This window comes from Nitrosomonas supralitoralis (assembly GCF_003011925.2).
Classification (GTDB): domain Bacteria; phylum Pseudomonadota; class Gammaproteobacteria; order Burkholderiales; family Nitrosomonadaceae; genus Nitrosomonas; species Nitrosomonas supralitoralis.
Window position 1 is genome coordinate 1 of record NZ_PXXU01000117.1, and the last position, 3272, is coordinate 3272.

Below are 3272 nucleotides of genomic sequence, written 5' to 3' on the forward strand. Positions count from 1 at the left end.
ACGGCTCTTGATCTCGCAAAATTTATCATAACCACATTCAGGACAACAAAATCCCTGCGGCCAACGGACTTGAAAAATAAAACTTCGACACTGCTGCTCATCCCCATACTCAGTCATGAAATCAGTTAAACTCAACCCTTTCTGGAATTGGACTTTGTTCTTACTCATAATCCTTCTCCTTATAGATTCAGTAGTTGTATTATCTATTCCGAGCTCAATACTGGCTGATGGAAGGTTCTACGTAATCAGGATTTATTTTAAAGTCAGTAGACAGAAAAAATTCATAATTTCTCCCAGTTTTCAATCTCACCTGGAATCCTGCTAAATAGAGGAAGCAAATCTATCACAACAGCATCTTTATATTGCTGATAGAGAGTCTGATCCCTGATTTTTAATTTTTTTAATAAGTGCTCGAATTCATATTGCACCTGTCCGTTTGTAACAGAAATTTTGTCTTTAAGAACCATATCTACGATTTTACTTTTGTTGAAATTGTAGCCTCTGTTATCCGCTTCTTCAGCGACTGATCTTAAATAACTGGCAATTGCGCTGGTTTGCTCGCCTGTATTTTTAAACCGTATTAATTGCGGATGATTTTTATATCCCTTGGTATGACCCAAAAGAACATTCTGAGCAAGCAGACCTTCTCTCCAGAGTGCAACCAAACCTTTTGCATCTAAATATTTTGGATGAACTGACCAAAGTCTCATGCCACATCACCCTTTCAATGCTAATTACCTTCAGCGAATATCAGGCTATCCGTATTAAAGCCCAGTTCTTTTGATTTTTTAACGAATTGCTCTTTAACTTCTTCACTAACCGTTGGTGTTCTGGATAAAAGCCAAAGGTAAGATGTGTTATAGCCAGATATGAAGGCATATTGATAATTTTCCTGATCCAGATCAAAGACGATATATGACCCATAAAATGGGCCAAAGAATGAAACTTTCAGATGCCCCTCATTTCGCGCCCCAACAAAATAAGCTTTTCCTTTCGCTTCTTTCCATTTGTTTTCTGCAGCTGAAAAGCCCCGATTGATAACCTCAATACCGCCATCACTCATCAACGCATATTCAGCCGTCACTTTGCTCAGCCCGCGTTCGAAAGAATGGTCGAGCCTGGCAATTTCATACCACTTGCCAAGATACCGGGTTTCATCAAAGTTTTTAACAGGCGCGACACCCTCCGGCATTCCTGTGCAGCTGATTAAACCCAAACAAAAAAGAAATAGCAAAAAAGGACGCATTTTATTTAACCTCATTCATTGGCAGAAAATTAATTTCTGCCCCGAATTGAAAAAGAATAACCACAGCGTTTAATCCTGCACCCTCCTTGCGCTGAATGCTTGAGAAATCTGGTGATTAAATGCAGGCATCGTAACTGTCAGGCTATCAGAATTGAAGGAGAAAAGCATTATTCGAGCTTTCTCTTGAAGATGACTTGTTTTATTGATTTATAAGCTGGACAAAATCGCTGTTATTTCTCTACGCACCATGCTAAAACGGCTAATTAAATGAAGCACGACAACTTTAATTAGTTGTTTTTACCATCTAAAGATATTTAACTAGAAATGTTGTTAATTAAATTAACGCTATGTAATTTAATTAATGCGATACGCTAATTAAAGATGGAAAACTTCATGAAGAAGGTTAGAGAAACGGGTGAATTGGTATCCTGCTCAGTGGCAGAGGAGAAATATCAGGCTTTTGTACCCGCCGCTCTGCCACCAAAACCGCCTGTGGATATGGGGCAGCTTAGCAACTTGTTGGCATCTGCCAGCGCTGCGCTTGGTCGTCTGGACGGTTTGGCAGGCTTTTTGCCGGATATTGGATTATTCATTTACATGTATGTCCGAAAAGAAGCGCTTTTATCCTCACAGATTGAAGGAACCCAATCGAGCTTCTCTGATCTCCTGATCCATGAAAGCGAAGTGACTCCCGGCGCACCTGCTGAAGATGATGTCCAGGATGTTTCCAATTACATAGCGGCGCTGAATCATGGCCTGGAGCGCATGCGCGATGGATTCCCGCTATCTTTGCGCCTGATCCGAGAAATCCATGAAATTCTGCTTTCAAAAGGTCGCGGTTCAACAAAGATGCCGGGGGAGTTTCGCCGGTCGCAAAAATTGGATAGGCGGCCCACGTCCATCAAAAGCCCGTTTCGTTCCTCCTCAACCAGATCGGTTAGAAGAATGTCTCGCTGCTTTAGAAAAATTCCTTCATGCGGATGATGATCATTTGCCGATCCTCATCCGCGCCGCGCTGGCCCAAGTGCAATTTGAAACCATCCACCCTTTTTTGGATGGGAATGGCCGTGTCGGGCGGTTGCTCATAACACTGCTTTTCTGTAACGATGGTGTTCTGAAAGAACCAATTCCTTATCTCTCGCTATGGTTCAAAACACGCCGCGATGAATATTACGATCAATTGCAATATATCCGCGATACCGGTGAATGGGAGGAATGGATCAATTTCTTCCTGCGCGGCGTTATTGAAACTGCCGATCAGGGGGTAGCGACAGCCCGGCGCATTCTTGATCTATTCGATGCAGACCAGCGCAAGGTTGAAGGGGCGCTTGGAAAAGCTGCGCCGTCGGCTTTAAAAATCTTGGCGCACTTGCGAAAAAAACCGGTTATTGCCCTAAAAGATTTGGTGGTTTCATTGGAACTGACCATGCCCACCATCAACACTGCCCTCCAGAATCTGGAGAAAGTATACATCGTTCAAGAGATAACTGGTCGTCAGCGGGATCGGCTGTTTGCATACAAATCTTATCTGACTATTCTGGAAGAAGGCACAGAACCGCTGGCATAATCTAAGGTGTTGGTTGTAAACATCTTGTAATCTCGTTCTGATAGAAAGTATGCCGTTATTTGCAGAAAAATAAAGACATTGCCCTATTGCTGAGGATATTTCGTTACTAGCCTGGCATTTTTGTAATTTATTAAACTTGGTAAGTTAGCAATTAAAAGAATAGATTTCCTCGAAGGAAACAAAAGGCTATGTAACAATTAACTGTTGAATTGGTTGTCGAATGTGCATTGAGATATAGAAATAGAGGTGTGCACAATGAAATCAACGGAATTCAAAGCATAGATGAAATCAATAGAGCACATGAGCCGAAACCAACGCGACAAACTGCGAAAAAGATTGGAAGGAAAAGAACACGCCGATGAAGTCATAGCATTGATCGAACGTAGTTCGGATGACAAAGTAGCTTGTCCCGATTGTAAAGCAACCGAGCTATTATTAGGCGACAATTATGGTAGTGTC

5 protein-coding genes are annotated in these 3272 nt (G+C 42.0%); 2 read left to right on the top strand and 3 right to left on the bottom strand.

Annotated features, from left to right (window positions below):
• From C7H79_RS19615 to C7H79_RS16705, 3 genes are all read right to left on the bottom strand, one after another.
• Positions 1 to 168: transposase (locus C7H79_RS19615; protein ID WP_147383659.1), on the bottom strand; the 168-nt coding region annotated here is incomplete at its 3' end.
• Between the two features lie 113 nt (positions 169 to 281).
• Positions 282 to 710 carry a pyrimidine dimer DNA glycosylase/endonuclease V gene (locus C7H79_RS16700; protein ID WP_106708363.1) on the bottom strand — a complete coding sequence of 143 codons (429 nt, stop codon included), beginning with the start codon at positions 708 to 710 and terminating at the stop codon, positions 282 to 284.
• 20 nt (positions 711 to 730) lie between these two features.
• Positions 731 to 1246 carry a lipocalin family protein gene (locus tag C7H79_RS16705; protein ID WP_106708364.1) on the bottom strand — a complete coding sequence of 172 codons (516 nt, stop codon included), beginning with the start codon at positions 1244 to 1246 and terminating at the stop codon, positions 731 to 733.
• Between the two features lie 393 nt (positions 1247 to 1639).
• On the opposite strand from C7H79_RS16705, the gene C7H79_RS18505 reads away from it, so the two are divergent.
• Both C7H79_RS18505 and C7H79_RS18510 read left to right on the top strand, forming a co-directional pair.
• Positions 1640 to 2230 carry a Fic/DOC family N-terminal domain-containing protein gene (locus tag C7H79_RS18505; RefSeq protein ID WP_197714668.1) on the top strand — a complete coding sequence of 197 codons (591 nt, stop codon included), beginning with the start codon at positions 1640 to 1642 and terminating at the stop codon, positions 2228 to 2230.
• Complete coding sequence (locus tag C7H79_RS18510) at positions 2130 to 2813, top strand: Fic family protein (protein ID WP_242447356.1); 684 nt, start codon at positions 2130 to 2132, stop codon at positions 2811 to 2813. The genes C7H79_RS18505 and C7H79_RS18510 overlap by 101 nt, the downstream gene beginning before the upstream one ends.
• The last annotated feature ends 459 nt before the right edge of the window (positions 2814 to 3272 follow it).